A 16,513-nucleotide genomic window follows, 5' to 3' on the forward strand; every position below is an offset into this window, starting at 1 on the left:
GCTCTCTAATCCCTCCATCTGTTGGACGTCGGAGCCGGAGAGGGCCTTGCCGTAGCGGCCCACCAGGCTGGTGAGTTCCTGCGGGAGGACGAACGTGGTGGACTCGCCCTTGCCGATCTCCTCTAGGGTCTCCATCCCGCGCTCGATGATGGCGCGTTCGCCCATCGACTCCGCGGAGCGAGCCCGGAGGACGGTCGATATCGCGTCACCCTGCGCTTCGAGGATCTGCGACTGCTTTTCGCCCTGCGCCCGGATGATGTTCGACTGCTTGTCACCCTCCGCCTGCTCGACCGCGGAGCGACGCTCTCCCTGCGCCTCCAAGATCATCGCGCGGCGGCGGCGCTCCGCGCCGGTCTGTTGTTCCATGGCGCGTTGGACCTCCTGTGAGGGACTTACCTCGCGGACCTCGACGGCCTCGACGCGGATCCCCCACTCGTCGGTCGGCTCGTCTAACTCCTCGTTGATCCGGTCGTTTATTTGGTCGCGCCGCGAGAGCGTGTCGTCGAGTTCCATGTCGCCGAGGACCGCGCGCAGCGTGGTCTGTGCCAGGTTCGAGACGGCCCGCTTGTAGTCGTCCACTTCGAGAAACGCCTTCTTCGCGTCCATCACCTTGATGTAGACGACCGCGTCCGCGGTGACCGGCGAGTTGTCCCGCGTGATCGCCGACTGGCTCGGCACGTCGATCGTCTGCGTCCGCATGTCGAACGGGTACGTGCGGGAGACGAACGGCGGGATGACGTGGACGCCCGGTTCGAGCAGCTTCCGGTACTCGCCGAACACCGTGAGCGCCTCCTTCTCGTAGGCGTCGACGATCTCGACGGCGCTGACGACGGTGACGACCGCGAGAAGCAGCGCGAGCGCGGCGACCCCGAAGGCGAGGCTCTGATTGAGGAGGGCGAACCCGACGACGACCGCGACTCCGAGCGCGAGGTACTGCCAGACGGCGTCGGGGATCGCCCCGACCGCGTCCGACATGTCGACGGCGTCGCCGCGCGGACCGTTGGTTCCCATGCGCGACGTTACGGCCGGACGCTGTTAACCGTTGGCACGAGACGCGGAGACCGCTCACACTGCGAGCCGATCCGAGATAGCGGAAACACCGGCGACTGCGGGCGGATTTAAGAAGTCGGCGCGTGCAGGTGAGGTTATGCCGACAGACGACGACTCCCCCCGCGAGTTCCGCACCCGAAGCGTCCACGCCGGTTCCGCTCCCGACCCGGCCACCGGCGCGCGAGCGACGCCGATCTACCAGACGACCTCCTACGAGTTCGAGGACGCGGAGCACGCCGCCCGGCTGTTCGCGCTAGAGGAGGCGGGCAACGTCTACTCGCGGATCATGAACCCGACGAACGCCGCCTTAGAAGAGCGGATCGCCTCGCTCGAAGGCGGTGTCGGCGCGGTCGCGACCTCGTCGGGCATGGCCGCGCTCGACCTGGCGACGTTCATGCTCGCGTCCGCCGGCGACAACGTGGTTTCCTCGTCGGCGTTGTACGGCGGCACCTACACCTACCTCACGCACTCCGTCGAGCGGCGAGGGATCACGACGCGGTTCGTCGATCCGCTCGACTACGAGGGGTACGCCGATGCCATCGACGAGGACACCGCGTACGTCCACATCGAAACGATCGGCAACCCTGCACTCGTCACGCCCGACATCGAGCGGATCGCCGACGTCGCTCACGACCACGGCGTTCCGCTGTTTGTCGACAACACGTTCGCGACGCCGTACCTCTGTCAGCCGTTGGAGCACGGCGCGGACCTCGTCTGGGAGTCGACGACGAAATGGCTCACCGGCAACGGCACCACAGTCGGCGGAATCTTAGTCGACGGCGGCTCGTTCCCGTGGGCGGAGTACCCCGAGAAGTTTCCGGAGATCGCGAAGGACAACCCCGCCTATCACGGGATCAACTACGTCGACGCCTTCGGCGAGGCGGCGTTCACCTTCGCGGCGGTCACCCGCGGGCTGCGCGACCTAGGCGACCAGCAGTCGCCGTTCGACGCGTGGAACACGCTCCAGCAGACGGAGTCGTTCCCGCTGCGGATGGACAGACACTGCGAGAACGCCGGAATCGTCGCGGAGTACCTCGACGAGCACGACGACGTGGCGTGGGTGAATTACCCCGGCTTGGAGAGCCACGAGACCCACGCGGAGGCGACGAAGTACCTCGAGGGAGGGTACGGCGGCATGATCACCTTCGGGCTGGAGGGCGGCTACGAGGCCGCGAAGGGGACCGTCGAGAACGCCGATCTGGCCTCGCTGCTCGCGAACGTCGGCGACGCGAAGACGCTCGTCATCCACCCCGCCTCGACGACCCATCAGCAACTGACCGAAGAGGAACAGGAGGCCGCCGGCGTCACCGGCGACATGGTGCGGCTCTCGGTCGGCATCGAAGATCCGGCCGACATCGTCGCTGACCTCGAAGCGGCGATCGAGCGCGCGACCGCCTGATCGCCCGAGAGCCTGAACGGGCGGTCACGCGCCGGGAAGAGAATCAGGCAAAAACGGAGTCAGATAAAAACGGAACCGGACAAAAACGGAGTCAGATAAAAACGGAACCGGACAAAAACGGAACCAGAACCGAACGTCTCGTGCTCCGGCTTACGCGATCGTCTCGTACTGCTCGGAGAGCTTCTCTGCGGCGTCGTCGAGCAGGTCGGACTCATACTCGTCGAGGTCCCACTCGACGACCTCCTCGACGCCGTTCGATCCGAGCTTCGCGGGGACGCCGATCGCGGTGTCGTCGTAGCCGTACTCGCCGTCCAGCACGACGGAGCAGGGGAGCACCTCGCCGGTGTCGCGCAGGATGGCCTCGACGGTGTGGGCGACGCCGGTTGCGGGACCCCACTGGGTCGCGCCCTTCCGGCTGATCACGTCCATCGCCGACTCCTGGAGGTCTTCGAGGATCGCCTCTTTCTCGTCGGCGTCGAATGCGGGGTCGCGACCGTTCACGCGAACCTTCGAGAACACCGGTGCCTGCGCGTCGCCGTGCTCGCCGAGGATCGTCGCTTCCACGTTCTTGACGGGCGCGTCGAACCGCTCGGAGAGGACGTAGCGGAAGCGCGCGGAGTCGAGCCGACCGCCGAAGCCGACCACCTTGTGGCGGTCGCGGTCGCCCGCCTCGTAGAGGTGGCGGTTCAGGAGATCGACCGGGTTGGAGGTGGTGACGGTGACGAAGTCGTCGTTGTGCTCGGCGAGCGAGGAGCCGATGTCCGCCATTATCGGCGCGTTGTCGCCGGCGAGATCGATCCGCGTCTGCCCCTCCTTGCGCGGGATGCCGGCCGTGATCACGACGACGTCCGAGCCGGCGGTGTCCGCGTACTCGCCCTGCCGGACGGTCGTGTTCGAGTCGTAAGCGATCCCGTGGTTGGTGTCGGCCGCCTGCCCGATGGTCGTCTCGCGCTGGTCCGGAATGTCGACGAAGACGAGCTCGTCGACCACGTCGCGCAACGCGAGGTTGTATCCGGCCGCCGCTCCGACGGTCCCCGCCGCACCAACAACGCTGACTTTTGTCATACGGTGTATAATCGCGTCTGGCTGTCGAGTAAACGTTTCGGAACCGTGGGCGCGCGCCGGCGCGGACGCACTCGGGTGCCGGCGTGGATGCGTCTCAGAATGCCGGCGCAGACGCACTCGGATGCCGGCACGGACGCATTCGTGACGCTTGTCCGCGCACGGCGGTCCTAGCGGACCGTCGTCGCGAAACCACTAACTTCGGCGGCGTCCCAGTTGCGCTCGTGCCGACGTTCCGCTACCCGTGTCCCGGCTGCCGAACGACCAACAGCCTCCACGACGTCGACTGCGATTTCGAGGGGGTGAACTGGCCGACCATCGAGAAGGCGTACACGGATCTCCTGACGGTGCTCACGGCCGAGCGCGAGGGGCTGACCGAGTCGGCCCTGCGCGAGGCGGTCCACGGCGAGTGGGGCGGACTCCACAAGGCCGCACTGGGTGCGCTCGAACGCGACCAGCGAGTCGTCGAGGACGGCGACAGGCTCCGGCTGCTCACCGCCGCGGAGTTCAAAGAGCGCGTCTCGGAGCCGACCCGCGATCCGATGCGGACCGTCTACGAGCACGGCTCCGTTCCGGGCTGTCACGACAACGCCGTCTTCGCGATGGTCGCGTGGTACGAGATGGTCGGGCTCTCGTGGCCGGAGACCCGCGAGAACGTGATCGAGTGGCTCCGCGAGTCGGGGGCGTGGGACCGGGGCGGCTTCGAGGAGTCGACGCCGGAGGAGTTGGTCGACGGGAAGCGCCACGTATACGACGAGGGATACGGCTGGAAAGAGAAGGGACAGGCCGCGAAACGCGTCATCGAGCGCCACCGCTGAGACCTGCCAGCGAGCGTCGCCACCGAGTCCCGCCGTCGCGTGTCCTCGGCGAGGGCGTCACCGTCCGACCACGCGCGGCCGCGATAGCTTTACCCGCCGCGTCGCACTCGTAATCGACCATGCTTGACGCCGTCCCCGCGTGGCCTGCAGTCGGGTCCGTCGCCGGCGGCGCGGGGGCGCTCTGGCTCGCGTGGGCGATCCGCGAACACCGCGGTCGGCCCGGGGTCGACTGGTTCCTCGGCGTGTTCCTCGCGCAGGCGGTCTGGTGTCTCTCCTACGGGGTCGGGCTGCTCGTCGCGGCCCCCCTGCTCCGGATCGCGCTGGAGACGGCGATGTGGCTCGGGATCGTCTGGACGGGCGTCGGCTTCCTCGGCTTCGCGCTGGAGTACACGGGCCGAAGCGACGTCGTCCGCGGCCGGCTGTTCGGGAGCGTCGTCGCCTTCGGCGGCCTCTCCACGCTCGCGCTCCTCACGAATCCGCTCCACGGCTGGTTCTGGACCGAGTTCCGCGCCGCACCGGTCTTCGGCGTCGAGACCGTCGCGTACGCGCTCGGCCCGTGGGGGTACCTCGTCGTCGCCGTCGAGACCGTGCTCGTCGCGAGCGCCGTGTTCCTGCTCGTCGACACGCTGCTCAGCTACGGACCCCTGTACCGCCGCGAGACCGCGGCCGTCGCGCTGAGTTCGCTGCCGCCCGGCTTCGCGCTTGTCGCGTGGGCGCTGGAGGTCGGCCCGGTCCCGCAACTGCAGTTCGCGCCGATCCTGTTCGTCCCGCACGTCCTGCTCGACGCGTACGCGTTCGACCGCGCGGAGATGTTCGACCGCAACCCGACGACCAGCCGCGCCGCGGAGCGGACCGCGGTCGACGACCTCGCGGATCCGATCGTCGCGCTCGCGCCCGACGGCCACATCGTCCGGCTCAACCCGGCGGCGGAGTCGCTGCTCGGCGTTGACGCCGCGACGGCCCGCGATGCCCCGCTCGACGCGTTCCTCGACACCTCGATATCGATCGGGGGGGACGGGGGCGAGGTCGAGTCCGTCGTCGACGGACGCCGCCGCACGTACGCGGTGTCGACCGCGCCGCTCGCCGACCCGAACGGCACCCGCGTCGGGCACACAGTCGTCTTCTCGGACGTGACCGAACGGGAGCGGCGTCGCCAGCAGCTGACGGTGCTCAACCGCGTGCTCAGGCATAACCTCCGGAACGACGCTGGCATCGTCCACGGGTACGGCGAACTGCTCGCGGAGCGACTCGACGACCCCGAACTCGCTCGCATGGCGGACGCGATAGAGCGGCGCGCCGGGGCGCTCGCCGCCCTCGGAGAGAAGGCAGGGACCATCGAAGACGTGCTCGACGACGGGGAGGCGACCGAGGTGAGCGTCGGCGACGTCGTCGCGTCGGTCGTCGCCGACGCCCGCGACCGCGACCACGACGCCGCGATCGAGTTCGCGAGGAAAGCCGACGAGGATGACGGCGACGATCGGACGGTTCGACTCAGACGGGACGCGCTCCGCGCGATCGCAGAGAACGCCGTCGAGAACGCCGTCGACCATCACGACGGGGAGGGCGTCGAACGTGACGACGGGGGGCCGTGGGTCCGAGTGTCGCTCCGACGAGAGGGATCGAGGGACTGCTCGGGTGTGGAATCCAGCGGAGGAGGTGGCGGCGGACGGTGGGTGCTCACCGTCGAAGACGACGGACCGGGAATCCCGGGTCACGAGGTCAGCGCGGTCGAATCGGGACGAGAGACGGCGCTCGAACACGGCTCGGGGCTCGGGCTCTGGGTCGTGGCGTGGGCGGCCGACGCGATCGGGGCCGACGTCGACTACGCCGACCGCGACCCGCGCGGGACGACGGTGACGGTGACGATCCCGGTCGGCGAGACGGAGCGGTGAATGCGAGGGGTCACGCGTCGCGGGCCGCGTCGACAGCCCGTGCGATGAGGCCGGCCTGCGCGCCGGCGACGAAGCCCGCGTCGACGTTCACCGTCGTGAGCACCGAACAGGACTGGAGCGCGCCGGACAGCGCCGCGATCCCCTCGCCGCCGAGCCCGTAGCCGGTCGAGACCGGCAGCGCGATCACCGGCGCGTCCACGAGGCCCGCGACGACGGTCGGTAACGCTCCCTCGCGACCGGCGGCGACGACGACGACGTCGGCCTCGCGGATGCGGTCGCGCTGGTCGAGGACTCGGTCGAGGTTCGCGACACCGACGTCGTCCACGCGATCGACGGTCGCGCCGACCTCGCGGGCGACCACGGCCGCCTCGCCGGCGACCGCGGCGTCGGCCGTTCCGGCGGCGACGACGGCGACGGTCGCGGCGAGCGACGGCAGGTCGAAGTCGGCCGCGTGGACGACGACGGTCCCCGTCCGCTCGTCGTGGTCGACGCTCGGTGGGGCCTCCGTCGACCGCCCGATGAGACCTCCGTCGACCTCGGTCCGGATCGCGGCGGCGTCGGCGTCGGCCGCTCGGGTCACGAGCGCCCGCCCGGTGGTCTCGACCGCTGTCGCAGCCAGCGCCGCGACCTCTGCGGGCGTCTTCCCCTCTGCGAGGATCGCCTCCGGAATCCCGCGACGGCGCTCGCGGGCGGCGTCGAACCGTCCGGCCCTCGTGGTCGCGTAGCCCGCCAGCCGCGATTCGGCCTCCGAAACGCCGATCTCGCCGGCGTCGAGCGCTTCTAGCGTGTCGCGCATACCGTCCGTCGGTGACGAACGGTGTCGAAGCTATCGATCGGGACCGAACCGCCGCTCGCCGTCGCGCCTCTCACAAGGTTTATCAGTGTTCAGTTATGGATATCGCCGCGAACCGCCCGCACGGCGTCCCTCGCGGGCGAATTCAGGAACGCTTATTAACGGTCGACGGATAGCGTCGAGCGCATGGCAGACCTTATTGTCAAAGCGGCCGTCAAGGAAGCCCTGGACGACAAGAACGTCGCTTCGGACTTCTACGACGCGCTGGACGACGAAGTGGACGAGCTGCTCGAAGACGCTGCACGCCGCGCCGAGGCTAACGACCGGAAGACGGTCCAGCCTCGCGACCTCTAAGACGGACGCGTTTGCGGTCCGTCGATTATTTTGTCGTGCCGATCCGCACCCGCGAGCGACGCGAGCGGCGCGACCGTCCGCGTACGGGGCCGGTCGCGTCTGGTAATCACGCGGCGGCCGATCACCGCGTCACGACCCGCACGCCCGACTCGGTCCCGACGTGGATCTCGTCTGCGAGGTCGACGAAGAGGCCGTGTTCGACGACCCCCGGCGTCTCGGAGAGCGTCGCCGACAGCGCACCGGGGTCCGCGATGTCGCCGAACGCGCAGTCGACCACGAGGTTTCCGTTGTCGGTGACGACTGGCCCGTCCTTCCGCTCCGCCGCGCGAAGCTCCGGGTCGCCGCCGGCCGACCGTACCGCCTCGGCGACGACCGACCGGGCGGCCGGGAGCACTTCGACCGGAACGGGCCGATCCAGCACCGCCGTCTCCTTCGAGGGATCGGCGACGACGAGAAACCGGTCTGCGGCCGCGTCGACGAGTTTCTCGCGGGCGTGAGCGGCACCGCCGCCCTTCACGAGCGCGTTCGCCGAACCGAGGGGGCCGGTGCCGTCGGCGTTTTCGCCGGCGCTGTTGCCGGTCTCGGCGGGGGTGAGCACCTGATCTGCGCCGTCTATCGCGAGGTCGATCCCGGTGGCGTCCGGACCGACCGCCCGGTCGAGTTCCACGAGCGGGATCCCCTGGTCGGCCGCGAGTTCGCGGCTCGCGAAGGAGGTCGGGACGCCGCGCACGTCGAGACCGGCGTCGACGCGCTCTCCGAGCCGCCGGATCGCGTGCGCGGCCGTCGAGCCGGTTCCGAGCCCGACCACGTCGCCGTCGTCGACCGCCGCCGCCGCCGACTCGCCGGCTCGGCGCTTCGCCGCGTCGCTCCCGCCGCTCGTCTTCATGAGTCCAGAGTCGGCGGGGGTGATTGAAAAGGCGTCGGCGCGCGGCGGAGCGGAACCGGGCGGGCAGAGCGGAGCGGGGCAGGGCGGGGCGGAACAGAGCGGGACAGGGCGGGGCGGAACAGAGCGGGACAGGGCGGAGAGGCGAGCGAATCACTCCAGCCGGTCTACCACCGCCTCGGCGTCGTACGCGAGCGAGATCTCGCGGGAGCGTCCGCGGCCGTCCACGTCGGCGTACTCGGCGTCTATCACGCCGAGCTGATCGAGCTTGTTGACGATCTCGGAGTAGCGGGTGTATCCGAGGCCGGTCGCGTCGTGGAACGCCTCGTACACCTCACCGGCGCATTTCCCGTCGTGTTCGGCGAGCACGCGGACGAGGTCGCGTTCGGACTCGGAGATACCCCGAAGCGACCGCGAGAGGTGGACGTGCTTCGATTTGTCGTACGCCGACTCGACGTCGTCCGTGGAGATGGTCTTCGAGGCTCGCATCTCGGCGTTGAGTCCGGCCCGGCGGAGCAGGTCGATCCCGACGCGGAGGTCGCCGCTGTCGGCGGTGAGATCGGCGACGCGCTCCAGTTCGCCGTCGCCGATGACGCCGTCGTGGAAGCCGCGTTTGGCGCGCTCGGAGAGGATGTCGTAGATCTCCGCCGCGCCGTACACTGGGAAATACACCTCCTCGGGGCGGAACACCGACTGCACGCGGGTGTCGAGGCCGTCGATTACGTCGAGACCGAGATCGGAGGACACGACGATGACGCCGATCTTCGCGCCGGAGTGCGCCTCGTGGGCGCGCAAAAGCGAGTAGAGCGTGTCCGAGGCCTCGTTCTCATAAAAGAGATAGTTCACGTCGTCTAAGGCGACGACGAGGACGTCGTCTTCCTCGACGAGCCGGTCCGTAATCTGGCCGAACAGCTTCTTGAAGGAGATCCCGGAGGAGGGGGGCTCATAGTCGAATATGCCCTCGAAAAGCCGCGAGAAGACGGCGTAGCGGGTCGAGTCGACCTGACAGTTGACCCGAACGGTCCGGACGTCGGTGCGGGTGCCGAGCTCGCCGAACAGCTTCTGGACGGCGGTGGTCTTGCCCGTCCCGGGCGGGCCGCGCACCACCGTGTTGAGCGGGCGGGAACCCCGGACCGCGGGGCGGAGCGCGTATTTCAAACTCTCCAGTTGGCTCTCGCGGTGCCGGAACGTCTCGGGGACGTGATCGATCTCGAAGACGGACTCGTCGCGGAACACCGACTCGTCCCACGACAGCATGTCGCCGCCGGCGTCCCCGGTCATGCCCACACCACGTCAGGCCGTCTACTTAATCGTTGCCCGCAGGGACGGTGAAACTGAAGCGGGCCGTCTGGAGGACTCATCGTCGGGTTTCCGGCGGGGTGACGTTCACTCTCGGGACGGTCTCACGGCCCGGAATCCCCGGGCAGTTCACTCGCGGTCGAGCGCGAGCACGTGCCGGGTCAGCGACCGGTGAACTCGGCGTTCGAAGGCGGCGTCGACCGTCCAGCCGGCCGCGCGCGCCTCGGCGCGCCAGTCCCTGTCTGCGATCACGACCGCGCGGGGAGCGACCCGCGCGGCCTCCGCGAGCGCGCCGGAGACGAGGTCTGCGAGCTCGTGGCGAGCGATCTTCGACTGCCGGCCGTACGGCGCGTCGAAGGCGACCCCGTCGACGGCGTCGGCGCGCACCGGCAGATCGGTGGCGTCGCCGCGCGCGACGTGCCACGCGGGATGGTCAGCCCCGTCGTCGGGCGCTCGTGTGCCACCTCGGTCGCGCTCGTCACCTCGGAGACCGGCGGACGCGCCGAGGTACTCGCGGAAGTTCCGACGCGTCCCGCGGACCATCTTCGACTGCGCGTCGCAGGCGACGACGTCGGCACCGACGAGTCCGGCCTCAAGCGGCAGCCCGCCCGTCCCGCACATCGGATCGAGGAGGGTGCGCCCGGATGCTGCACCCGCGAGGTTGGCGTACGCCCGGGCGTCCGCCGGGGCCATGCTCCCCGGCTGAAAGAACGGTCTGTCGGTCGGTTTCGGGGCGAAGTCGCGGTCGGCCTCGGTCGCCACCCATCCCAGCGCACAGACGGACGCGTCGCCGCCATCCGCACCCGCGACCGCCGCGTGGTCGGCGCGCTCGCCGGCGGCGAACAGCGCGCGGAGGACGTGGTCTGGGTCGTCGAGGTCGACCGCGAAGCCGCGGTCGACGAGGACGCCGCCGAGCGCGCGTTCGGCCGCGCCCGTCGAGACGCCGGTCGTGTTCCTGACGTTCCGAGCCCTGACGGCCACCGTCCCGGTCCGGTCGATCGGCGCGGCCTCCAGCGCGGCGACCGCCGCGTCGAGGTCGGCGTCGGTTCGGGCGACCGCCTCGTGGGCCGCGCGCGTGTACGCGAGCCGCCGAACCGGCGACGCGTTCGCCCCCCCGGCGCTGCCGAGGCTCCCCGCGCTCGCGATTCCCGGCGCGAGGAGGTCGACGCCGGCGGCCGCGGTCGACGCCTCGTACGCGGCGAACGCGTCCTCCTCGCCCGCGAGTTCGAGCCAGTACACGCCACGGCGTCCGGCGGCCGGTCGCAAGAGCGTAGCGGTTCAGACTAGCCACCTTTTTATTCATTTCGAGCGTTCGTCGAACCAGTGATGGCCGACCCGAAGGAGACGATCACGATCGAGAACGTCGTTGCCTCCACGGGGATCGATCAGGAACTCGATCTCCAGCGCGTCGCGATGGATCTCGAAGGTGCCGACTACGACCCCGAGCAGTTCCCCGGGCTCGTCTACCGGACGACCGATCCGAAGTCGGCCGCGCTCATCTTCCGGTCCGGCAAGATCGTCTGTACCGGGGCGAACTCCATCGACGCCGTCCACGAGAGCCTCGACATCGTCTTCGAGGAGCTCCGCGCGCTACAGATCCCCGTCGGCGACCCCGAGATAACGGTACAGAACATCGTCACCTCCGCCGACCTCGGCGAGGACCTCAACCTGAACGCGATCGCGATCGGCCTCGGACTCGAACACATCGAGTACGAGCCGGAGCAGTTCCCCGGTCTCGTCTATCGGATCGACGACCCGGACGTCGTAGCGCTGCTCTTCGGCAGCGGGAAGCTGGTCATCACCGGGGGGACGAGCCCCGACGACGCGGCCGCCGCCGTCGACGTGATCACCGAGGAACTGGACGGACTCGGCCTGCTCGGCTGAACGCGCCGCGGGAGACACCCGAGTCAGCGGTCACGTCGAGACCGAGGCCGCGTTGAGACCGAGATCACTTTTAGTGGTGGTGCGTACACCGGCCATGAGCCTTCAGGCGGTTCCGCTTCAGGCGGTCACGCCGATATCGGTGTTGGGCACGACGCTCGTGTTCGCCGCGTTCCTCTCGGTCACCGCACACCTCGCCGCGCGGAACGTCCTCGGCGACGTCGACCCCCGGCGAGCGCTCTACATCGGCCCCCTTCCGGCGGTGATCGGCGTCGTGGGCGGGGCGTTCTCGATCACCGAGGCGCTTCTCGTCCCCCTCGCGCTCCTCGTCGACGGCGGTATGTTCGCGTGGAGCTACGACCAACCCCGCCGCGCGGTCGTCATGATGACGGTGATCCACGCGGTGATCACGACCCTCCTCGGAATCATCGTGCTCGGGATCGGCGTGCTTCTGGCGTCGATGCCCGGGTGAGACGGTGCCGGTGCGGTCGCAGCGTCGGCGCGGTCGCGGCCTCGGCGCGGTCACACCAGATGGCCGGCCCGTCGTCTCACGGCTCCGGCGGCGGCCCGTCGTACGCGTCGTGGTCGCCGTAGAAGTTCAGCATCGCGAACTTCAGCTTCGTCGGATCGACGTCGATCAGTTCCTCGCGTTCTTCGGGCGGGAACGACCCGCGGACCGAGTACTTCCCCATGTCCGCCGTCGTGTAGCGGCGGTCGGCGAGAATCCGGACCCCGAAGTCGTCGGGGCCGCGGACGACCCGTCCGAGCGCCTGTCTCGTCTTGCGGATCGTCGGGACCTCGACCGCGTACGTCCATCCCGGATCGCGGCTGCGGCCGCGGTCGGCGAACGCCCTGCCGTACGCCGCCTGAACCGCCTCCATCCGGTCCGAGAGATGGGGATAAGGAACGCCGACGACGGCGACCGTCCGGGCGTCGTCGCCGTCGAAGCTCACTCCCTCGGCGAGCGTTCCCCAAAGCGAGGTGAAAAGCGTCGCGTTCTCGCTCGAAACGAACCGCTTGCGGAGCTGCTCTTCGTTCTCGCCGGGACCGTCGAGGTGGAGGTCGCCGAGGGCGACGGTCTCGGGCGTGCCGCCGCCTCCGCCGCCGGCTCCGCCACCCCCGCCACTGAGGCGCTCGTAGTACCGCTCCGCCTCGGCGTACGAGGGGAAGAAAGCGAGCGTGTTTCCCGGCGTGAACCGGATCGCGTCCCGGAGGAGGGCGGCCACGGTCGCCTGCGTCTCGGGATCGTTGCGCTCCGAAGAGAACAGCGGCGGTACGTCCACCGCGAAGGTCCGACGGTTCGCCGCGGGATACGCCATCCCGTACGCGATAGAGGCGGCATCGGACAGCCCGAGCACCTCCTCTGTGACGTCGAAGGGGCGGAGCGTCGCGCTCATCAGCACCGACGCGGCGACCTCGTCGAACAGCTGTTCGGTGACCCGGCGGGGGATACAGGTGTACAGTTCCGCGCGGCCGTACACCTCCTCCGTCGCCCCGTCGCGGCGAACCGAAACGACTGGGTACTGTCCGAGCTCCGTTCCCTCGTCCATCCACGTCGAGACGAACCGAGCGGCCTGCAGCGTCTGTGACTCGCTGCGCGTCGTCGTCTCGCCGTCGCGGTAGCGCCGCTCGTACTCCTCGTCTATCGCCTGCCCGAGCTGGACCGCGAGCTCGGTCTCGGTGTCGATCCCCGCGCCCTCGTACCGGTGGAGGAAGGCGAGCGTGAGGTCGTCGCGGCGGTCGTCGTTCGCTATCGACACGTCCTCCCACCCCTCGCCGACGGACTCGCGGTCGCCGAACCCGAGCGCCTCGTCGTAGGTCTCTGCGAGCGCGTCGCGGAACGCGCGGACCACGTGCTCGGCCGCCTCGGCGCGCGAGTCGTCGCTCTCCGCGAGTTCGTCGAGGGCGGCGTCGAGGGTGTTCTCGGTCAGCGTCCGGGTCGCGTGATCGCGCGCGGCGTCCTCGACGTTGTGCGCCTCGTCGAACACCGTCACGATCTCCGAGGGGTCGCGGTCGATCCACCGGAAAAACTGCTCTCTGATCTGCGGATCGAGCAGGTGATGGTAGTTACAGACGACCAGATCAACGCCCTCCATCCCCTCTTTCAGCAGCTCGTAGCCGCACAGTTCGCGCTCGTCAGCGTACGCGTACACGTCCTCGGGCGTGCGCACGTCGTCGAAGAGCCACGCGAAGAACTCCTCGGTGTCGCGCGTGAGGTTGTTGCGATAGTGCGCACAGACGTTCGCGGTCTCGTACTCGTCGATTTCGTCTTCCAGCTCGTCGAGCGCCTCCATGACCGACTCGCGCGCCTCGGCCGCGCTCGCGTCGCCCTCGCGGCTCTCGGCCAACAGTTCGCGCTGGCGGGCCTCCAGCTCGCGGACCTCGCTTTCGGTCTCGACGAGGTCCCGAGTGGTGTCTCTGAGCGTCTGACACTCCTGATAGTCGACGTCGATGTGACACATCGAGGACTTCCCCTTGAACACGACCGCGCGAATAGGCTCCTCGCGCGTGATAGCGCGAGCGTCTTCGACGAACTGGCGCATCTGCTGGTGGACGTTGGTGGTGATGACCACGGTACGATCGTGCTCGCGTGCGTGTTCGAGCGCGGGGACGAGCGCGGAGAGGGTCTTTCCCGTCCCGGGCGCGCCCTCGAACAGCACGTCTTGTCCGCGGTCTAGCGCGTTGGCGACCCTGTCCATCGCCTCGCGCTGATTCGGGTACGGCTCCTCGTACGGGAAGAACCGCAGATGCGCCGACTCTGACACGAGACTGAGTTCGGCGGCATCGGCTAAAAACGGTCGGGTGGCGGGGTGAAAGTGGTCGTGGGAGTCACCGCAGTAGGCACGGCGGGATCGAAGCCGAGCCGGTCCGGCACCCGTGTGAGCCGCCGAACGCGGCCGCGCACCCGACGGTTTAACACCGAGCGGGGACCAGCCGGAGTAACGAATGTTCGACGAGATCCTCGAAAAGTTCGAGGGGTCACCCAGCCAGCAGGCCGTCATCCGCCTCTTCTTGGAGCGCGGCTTCTCGGTCAACGAGGAGGGGCGGGTGGTCTCCGGCGGCATCGAGATCCCGTACACAGGGATCGCGCGCGAACTCGACGTCGATCGGCGCGTGGTCGACTCGACGACGGACGCGATCTTGGACGATCCCGAACTGAAGCGCATCTTCACGAACATCTCGTCAGTGCCGAGCCTGATGGATCTGGCACCGGTGCTTGATCTCACGGTGCTCACGATCGAGGTCGCGGCCGCCGACGAGGCCGGCATCGTCGCCGAGGTCACCGGCATCCTGGCCGATCACGGCGTCTCGATCCGGCAGGTGCTGAGCGAGGATCCCGAGTTCACCGACGATCCGAAGCTGTACGTCATAACGGACGCCGACGTACCCGGCGAACTGCTGGTCGAGATCCGTGAGCTCGGCTACGTCCGTCGGGTCGGGTTCTGAGGAAGGCGGACGGGCCACGAGGAGGTGAGCGGTGGGTCACGGGGAAAGCGGTGGGTCACGGGGAGGAGGGATCGCGGTTCGACGCGTGACCAGTTTCGCCAGCGAGTCTCGCCACGCGCCCACCGCAAAGGCGTTCGATAGCTGTCACACCGACGAGCGATGACCACGCGCGGGATTTTTACTTTCACTAGGGTGTAAACCAGTCTTTATACCCGATGGCGAGCAAGGGAGGCGTACATGCCTGAAGACGAACTCGAAGATCTCCCCGGTGTTGGCCCCGCGACCGCAGACAAGCTCGTCGAGAACGGGTTCGAGAGCTATCAGTCGATCGCCGTCGCGAGCCCCGGTGAGATGTCCAACACCGCCGACATCGGCGAGTCCTCGGCGGCCGACATCATCAACGCCGCCCGCGACGCGGCCGACGTCGGCGGGTTCGAGACGGGAGCGACCGTGCTGGAGCGCCGACAGGAGATCGGGAAGCTCTCGTGGCAGATAGACGAGGTCGACGACCTGCTCGGCGGGGGAATAGAGACCCAGTCGATCACCGAGGTGTACGGCGAGTTCGGGTCCGGCAAGTCGCAGGTCACACATCAGATGGCCGTCAACGTGCAGCTTCCGCCGGAGAACGGCGGACTCGACGGCGGCTGTATCTTCGTCGACTCCGAGGACACGTTCCGGCCGGAGCGGATCGACGACATGGTTCGCGGGCTCGACGACGAGATCCTCGCCGAAGAGATGGAGCGACGCGAGATCGAAGGCACGCCCGGAAACGAGGAGGCGATGGAGGAGCTCATCGAGGCGTTCCTAGACCAGATCCACGTCGCGAAGGCGTTCAACTCCAACCACCAGATCCTGCTGGCGGAGAAGGCCAAGGAACTCGCGGGCGAACACGAGGAGGGCGAGTGGCCCATTCGGATCGTCTGTGTCGACTCGCTCACCGCGCACTTCCGCGCCGAGTACGTCGGCCGGGGGGAACTGGCCGAGCGCCAGCAAAAGCTCAACAAACACTTACACGACCTGATGCGACTCGGCGACCTGTACAACACCGCCATCCTCGTCACCAACCAAGTCGCGTCGAATCCGGACTCGTACTTCGGCGATCCGACCCAAGCTATCGGGGGAAACATCCTCGGACACGCCTCGACGTTCCGGATCTACCTCCGGAAGTCGAAGGGTAACAAGCGGATCGTCCGTCTCGTCGACGCGCCGAACCTCGCCGACGGCGAGGCCGTGATGCGCGTGCAGGGCGAAGGGCTGAAGCCGGAGTAGCCGGATATCGTCTAACACGCGGGATCTGTGGCTGAACAGGTATCTTTCTGACGCTTCGGATGAACGCATTGGTTCTTGTTCCGTTGTCGGGTTGACAAACGTCTAATTCCGTAGTCGGCGCATGAATCGGCCGATATCGGCCGATTCGGGCGGATACACGCCGATCCGGCCGCACGCAGCGCCGATCGGCGGCAGATGCGGTCGGCAATACTCGCCGATAGCGGCCGCGCACCTCGTCGTGAGCCCCTCGATCGGTGAAACTGCGCGTTCATGTGTGATTTTAAACAATACGTTCGTCAGCAGAGAGCGCAAGAATTACCGAACAATCTCGCGATTTACGTCCTTATATACAATTGATTCTGCAAT

15 protein-coding genes are annotated in these 16,513 nt (G+C 68.3%); 8 read left to right on the forward strand and 7 right to left on the reverse strand.

All coding sequences use genetic code 11. The annotated features are described in order from the left end of the window. The coding region (locus tag EP28_RS10290; RefSeq protein WP_049983951.1) for an SPFH domain-containing protein at positions 1 to 1,011 on the reverse strand (1,011 nt) is incomplete at its 3' end. Positions 1,012 to 1,147: 136 nt separating this feature from the next. On the opposite strand from EP28_RS10290, the gene EP28_RS10295 reads away from it, so the two are divergent. Beyond that, positions 1,148 to 2,449: an O-acetylhomoserine aminocarboxypropyltransferase/cysteine synthase family protein gene (locus tag EP28_RS10295; protein WP_049983952.1), complete on the forward strand. Its 1,302-nt coding sequence runs from the start codon at positions 1,148 to 1,150 to the stop codon at positions 2,447 to 2,449. 150 nt (positions 2,450 to 2,599) lie between these two features. Here EP28_RS10295 and mdh read toward each other — a convergent pair whose 3' ends face one another. Beyond that, entirely contained in the window at positions 2,600 to 3,514 is a 915-nt protein-coding gene (gene mdh / locus EP28_RS10300; protein WP_049983953.1) for a malate dehydrogenase, read from the reverse strand. Between the two features lie 221 nt (positions 3,515 to 3,735). Between mdh and EP28_RS10305 the strand changes: the two genes are divergently transcribed. Beyond that, the gene (locus tag EP28_RS10305) at positions 3,736 to 4,329 is read left to right on the forward strand and encodes a DUF7474 family protein (protein ID WP_049983954.1); all 594 of its coding nucleotides are present in this window, start codon (positions 3,736 to 3,738) and stop codon (positions 4,327 to 4,329) included. Positions 4,330 to 4,448: 119 nt separating this feature from the next. After that, a complete protein-coding gene (locus tag EP28_RS10310; protein WP_049983955.1) occupies positions 4,449 to 6,221 on the forward strand; it encodes a sensor histidine kinase in 1,773 nt (590 codons plus the stop codon). Positions 6,222 to 6,231: 10 nt separating this feature from the next. On the opposite strand, the gene larB is transcribed toward EP28_RS10310, so the two are convergent. Further along, on the reverse strand, positions 6,232 to 7,017 hold the full coding sequence (gene larB / locus EP28_RS10315) for a nickel pincer cofactor biosynthesis protein LarB (RefSeq protein ID WP_049983956.1): 786 nt from the start codon (positions 7,015 to 7,017) through the stop codon (positions 6,232 to 6,234). 183 nt (positions 7,018 to 7,200) lie between these two features. On the opposite strand from larB, the gene EP28_RS10320 reads away from it, so the two are divergent. Continuing rightward, entirely contained in the window at positions 7,201 to 7,368 is a 168-nt protein-coding gene (locus tag EP28_RS10320; protein ID WP_004047560.1) for a DUF1931 family protein, read from the forward strand. A 121-nt stretch (positions 7,369 to 7,489) separates the two neighbouring features. On the opposite strand, the gene rpiA is transcribed toward EP28_RS10320, so the two are convergent. From rpiA to EP28_RS10335, 3 genes are all read right to left on the reverse strand, one after another. Beyond that, entirely contained in the window at positions 7,490 to 8,254 is a 765-nt protein-coding gene (rpiA, locus tag EP28_RS10325) for a ribose-5-phosphate isomerase RpiA (RefSeq protein WP_049983957.1), read from the reverse strand. 150 nt (positions 8,255 to 8,404) lie between these two features. Further along, positions 8,405 to 9,532, reverse strand: coding sequence for an ORC1-type DNA replication protein (locus EP28_RS10330; protein ID WP_049983958.1), 1,128 nt, complete (start codon positions 9,530 to 9,532; stop codon positions 8,405 to 8,407). 147 nt (positions 9,533 to 9,679) lie between these two features. Continuing rightward, entirely contained in the window at positions 9,680 to 10,789 is a 1,110-nt protein-coding gene (locus EP28_RS10335; RefSeq protein WP_049983959.1) for a THUMP domain-containing protein, read from the reverse strand. Positions 10,790 to 10,876: 87 nt separating this feature from the next. On the opposite strand from EP28_RS10335, the gene EP28_RS10340 reads away from it, so the two are divergent. Together EP28_RS10340 and EP28_RS10345 are read left to right on the forward strand one after the other, a co-directional pair. After that, on the forward strand, positions 10,877 to 11,434 hold the full coding sequence (locus EP28_RS10340) for a TATA-box-binding protein (protein WP_049983960.1): 558 nt from the start codon (positions 10,877 to 10,879) through the stop codon (positions 11,432 to 11,434). Between the two features lie 94 nt (positions 11,435 to 11,528). After that, complete coding sequence (locus EP28_RS10345) at positions 11,529 to 11,903, forward strand: DUF7473 family protein (RefSeq protein ID WP_049983961.1); 375 nt, start codon at positions 11,529 to 11,531, stop codon at positions 11,901 to 11,903. Between the two features lie 76 nt (positions 11,904 to 11,979). Here EP28_RS10345 and EP28_RS10350 read toward each other — a convergent pair whose 3' ends face one another. Next, positions 11,980 to 14,196 carry an ATP-dependent DNA helicase gene (locus EP28_RS10350; RefSeq protein WP_049983962.1) on the reverse strand — a complete coding sequence of 739 codons (2,217 nt, stop codon included), beginning with the start codon at positions 14,194 to 14,196 and terminating at the stop codon, positions 11,980 to 11,982. A 181-nt stretch (positions 14,197 to 14,377) separates the two neighbouring features. Here EP28_RS10350 and EP28_RS10355 point away from each other — a divergent pair, with 181 nt between their 5' ends. After that, a complete protein-coding gene (locus EP28_RS10355) occupies positions 14,378 to 14,878 on the forward strand; it encodes a TrpY family transcription regulator (RefSeq protein WP_049983963.1) in 501 nt (166 codons plus the stop codon). Between the two features lie 237 nt (positions 14,879 to 15,115). Next, positions 15,116 to 16,147: a DNA repair and recombination protein RadA gene (gene radA / locus EP28_RS10360; protein WP_049983964.1), complete on the forward strand. Its 1,032-nt coding sequence runs from the start codon at positions 15,116 to 15,118 to the stop codon at positions 16,145 to 16,147. The last annotated feature ends 366 nt before the right edge of the window (positions 16,148 to 16,513 follow it).

Source organism: Halorubrum sp. BV1 (genome assembly GCF_000746205.1).
GTDB lineage: Archaea > Halobacteriota > Halobacteria > Halobacteriales > Haloferacaceae > Halorubrum.

Coding starts and splice junctions, on each gene's coding strand:
- EP28_RS10295 (WP_049983952.1), top strand. CDS start 1,148: ATGCCGACAGACGACGACTCCCCCCGCGAGTTCCGCACCCGAAGCGTC.
- mdh (WP_049983953.1), bottom strand. CDS start 3,514: ATGACAAAAGTCAGCGTTGTTGGTGCGGCGGGGACCGTCGGAGCGGCG.
- EP28_RS10310 (WP_049983955.1), top strand. CDS start 4,449: ATGCTTGACGCCGTCCCCGCGTGGCCTGCAGTCGGGTCCGTCGCCGGC.
- larB (WP_049983956.1), bottom strand. CDS start 7,017: ATGCGCGACACGCTAGAAGCGCTCGACGCCGGCGAGATCGGCGTTTCG.
- EP28_RS10320 (WP_004047560.1), top strand. CDS start 7,201: ATGGCAGACCTTATTGTCAAAGCGGCCGTCAAGGAAGCCCTGGACGAC.
- rpiA (WP_049983957.1), bottom strand. CDS start 8,254: ATGAAGACGAGCGGCGGGAGCGACGCGGCGAAGCGCCGAGCCGGCGAG.
- EP28_RS10330 (WP_049983958.1), bottom strand. CDS start 9,532: ATGACCGGGGACGCCGGCGGCGACATGCTGTCGTGGGACGAGTCGGTG.
- EP28_RS10340 (WP_049983960.1), top strand. CDS start 10,877: ATGGCCGACCCGAAGGAGACGATCACGATCGAGAACGTCGTTGCCTCC.
- EP28_RS10345 (WP_049983961.1), top strand. CDS start 11,529: ATGAGCCTTCAGGCGGTTCCGCTTCAGGCGGTCACGCCGATATCGGTG.
- EP28_RS10355 (WP_049983963.1), top strand. CDS start 14,378: ATGTTCGACGAGATCCTCGAAAAGTTCGAGGGGTCACCCAGCCAGCAG.
- radA (WP_049983964.1), top strand. CDS start 15,116: ATGCCTGAAGACGAACTCGAAGATCTCCCCGGTGTTGGCCCCGCGACC.